Source organism: Acinetobacter sp. UBA3132 (genome assembly GCF_002364825.1).
GTDB classification, from domain to species: Bacteria; Pseudomonadota; Gammaproteobacteria; order Pseudomonadales; family Moraxellaceae; genus Acinetobacter; species Acinetobacter schindleri.
Window position 1 is genome coordinate 1 of sequence record NZ_DEZM01000091.1, and the last position, 2,964, is coordinate 2,964.

Below are 2,964 nucleotides of genomic sequence, written 5' to 3' on the forward strand. Positions count from 1 at the left end.
ATGGGGCAGGACTGGTGATTGAAGTCTGAATATTTGATTCAGGAAAGTGTGGAAATGAGGCTTTTACTGAGTTATTAGCAGGCGCTGAAGTTTGTGCTGACTCTGTACCGACTGCTGCATTTGAAGTCTCTAACTCTTGTACTTCAATCAGTCCTATATCACACAATTGTTGCAGCAAATCATGTGGTGCAATACGCGCTTTAAACTGAGGTGTGAGTAAATCAAAATCCTCAGTGCCAATTAAAACCAAAAGACGTCTTTGACGTGCATTAAGCTCGACATTGCGATGTTGAAGAACATGTAGACCCTTTGCTGTTTTTGAATAGCGCATCATACCTGAATGCCTTATATACAGAGTTAAGGTAGATGCTAATATGAGAAAATTACACTAATATGAAGATGCTGTTAAATTTGCTTAAAATTAAAGTGTTGTAATTGCAGTATTTTCTAAAGCCTTACGCAGATAAGGATCGAGATCCTCCTGACGAAGCAGCCATTGCACATAGTCAGCAGGCAGTTCAGCAATCGCAGTGCCACGATGCTTACCAAAATTGATGGTACGTGGAATACGCGCATCTTCAGAAGCTTCATATAGTTCTTCAATACTGCTGATTTTCAGGTGATGCACAATATGCATCAGGATATTTGCGGTCAGAATAATATCCATATCGGCACGATGCGCTTTACGGATCATTTCACGGGCACGGTCACTGCCACGGGTAATCATATAAATCAGGGCAGAGATATTGTGGGCCTCAGCATCTGGCCATACGCGACGAGCCAAAGCGAGCGTACAAATCGCTTTAATATTAGATGAATTTACACCGCATTTTTCTAAGGCTCGAATATCGTAATCAATATTATGACCAATAATATAAGTGGTTTCCTGTGGAAGTTCGAAACTGCTGTAATGTGGTTGTCCTTCCAGATCTGATTCCAGAATATGGTGCACGGCCATGGCTGCAAAAGAAATCGGTTCATCACAGCTATAGAGCTGATCAAACAGTCGGCTTTTATCCAAGCTGATTTTATGGTCCAGAATGTCCACAGGCGCATACGCAATTTCAATCGGCTGACCGTTTAGTGTATGGGTTTCAGTGTCGAGAATGATGGCCTGCATGACGAAAATTTGCCTGAAAAAGGTGAGGATTAAAATCTAACATTATTATTTCACTACTGACAATTGGAATGCCTGATTTTTACTTTTAATTGAAGGCTTTTTGACTGATACAGAATATTTTTAAACTGAACTAATAAATAAAGGTTTTTTGTATTTTCTGTAATTATTTCAAGAGCTTAAGTTTATTATGCCGAAATCAATCGAAACTTGGGCTGTATTTGTTAGATAAATAACAAAATAATCTCTTGCCATTAATACAATAAATTGGGAAATTAATCTCTAGTTTTATCATTTGATAAAACTATAAAAATCATAAGAGACAATAATTAAGACAAGGATAAGATCGATGAAACGTCATGTATTGACTGGTTCTCTACTCGCCCTAAGCGTAGCTTTAACTGCGTGTAATGATAGTGATGATGATGGTAATTATGAGTCCAAACCCGCTATTCCAGTAAATAATATTGCCAATCCAGTTGTAGCAACGCCTGTGGCTTATACCGAAACGGACCTGACTGCTGTTGCCGATGAAAGCGTGGTTATGATTTATAAGATGTTAGGTATCAATAATAACGAAACCCAGGCAACGGCACTGGTTTTCACTCCAAAAGGAACACCTCCTGCGAAAGGTTGGCCGATAGTTGCATGGGCACATGGTACGACCGGTGTGGCTGATCAGTGTGCACCAAGTAAAAATCAGCTTAATAATGACATCACGAATATGATTACTGGTCTCCTTAAGGCTGGATACATTGTCGTTGCACCTGATTATGAAGGCTTAGGAGAGCCGAGTGGCACAGAACTTCATCCTTTCCTTAATCTTAAGAGTGAAGCCTATTCAATTACCGATGCAGTGGTAGCTGCAAAAGACTATTTAGGATCGGAAGCTTCTAATCAATGGATGGCTGTCGGACATTCTCAAGGTGGTCAAGCGGCTTTAGGTGCTGCTCAATATGCAGCACGTGCATCTCAAATGACTTATAAAGGTACGGTAGCTTTAGCACCTGCTTCTAATTTCAGTTTGATTTTGGCAGGTGGTGAGGCTCAAGCTGGACAGGAAACAAATCTGAATAAAAAAATTGAAACTTTAGCCTCTTTAGATACTTTTACTGCACTGATTGTGGCTGGATTGCGTAATCCGAACCCGAATCTGCAATATAGTCAAGTATTTCAAAATCCAACGGACGACATTGCCAAGAATGCTGAATCAGATTGTTATGAAGTATTGGGCGGAAAATTCGGTAACGAAATGGGAATTTATCTTAACGATAAAAAAACCTTAGAAGGATACCCGCGTACTCAAGCTAATTTTATGAGTATCCCAGTGGTCAAAACCTTCCTCGAAAAAGATTCTCAGCCTTTACAGGTAAAAGTGACTACACCAGTAATTATTTATCAGGGAGGGGCAGATAAGACTGTTCCAAAAGCTGCAACAGATGTTTTAGTTAGATCAGCAAATCAGAAACAAACCTCATTAGGATATATTACGAACAATTCATGGGATCACAGCAGTGTCTATACATCGAATATTCCTAATATTATTGAAGATGTAAAATCTCTAATGCCAATTCAATAACTTATTTTTATCTATATAGCTCATGTTTTTTTAAGCATGAGCTATTTTTATTGCAAACTGGATAAAGTTCCTAGTCGAAAATAGCAAAGTTCATGCTACAATACGCGCCAATCTTAGCACGGCTTAAAAGCCCTAAATCAATAGGACCTCGCTAATGTTTGCCAATATCTCTATTGCTGAATTTGATCCAGAAATCGCTCAAGCAATCTCTAACGAAGATGCTCGCCAAGAAGTGCACATCGAGTTGATCGCTTCTGAAAACTATTGC

The 2,964-nt window shown here is 39.2% G+C and carries 3 protein-coding genes and 1 pseudogene; 2 read left to right on the forward strand and 2 right to left on the reverse strand.

The features are described from left to right. Window positions 1–334: pseudogene (locus tag B4033_RS04280) on the reverse strand (hypothetical protein); the annotation flags it as partial. An 87-nt stretch (window positions 335–421) separates the two neighbouring features. After that, complete coding sequence (locus B4033_RS04285) at window positions 422–1,120, reverse strand: DUF3820 family protein (protein WP_004815320.1); 699 nt, start codon at window positions 1,118–1,120, stop codon at window positions 422–424. A 346-nt stretch (window positions 1,121–1,466) separates the two neighbouring features. On the opposite strand from B4033_RS04285, the gene B4033_RS04290 reads away from it, so the two are divergent. Together B4033_RS04290 and B4033_RS04295 are read left to right on the forward strand one after the other, a co-directional pair. Further along, window positions 1,467–2,696: an alpha/beta hydrolase gene (locus B4033_RS04290; RefSeq protein ID WP_286832362.1), complete on the forward strand. Its 1,230-nt coding sequence runs from the start codon at window positions 1,467–1,469 to the stop codon at window positions 2,694–2,696. A 154-nt stretch (window positions 2,697–2,850) separates the two neighbouring features. Continuing rightward, on the forward strand, window positions 2,851–2,964 hold a 114-nt coding region (locus B4033_RS04295; protein ID WP_286832364.1), incomplete at its 3' end, for a hypothetical protein.

Excerpts from the sequence above, each read along its gene's own strand:
- B4033_RS04285 (WP_004815320.1), bottom strand. The coding sequence starts at position 1,120 with ATGCAGGCCATCATTCTCGACACTGAAACCCATACACTAAACGGTCAG.
- B4033_RS04290 (WP_286832362.1), top strand. The coding sequence starts at position 1,467 with ATGAAACGTCATGTATTGACTGGTTCTCTACTCGCCCTAAGCGTAGCT.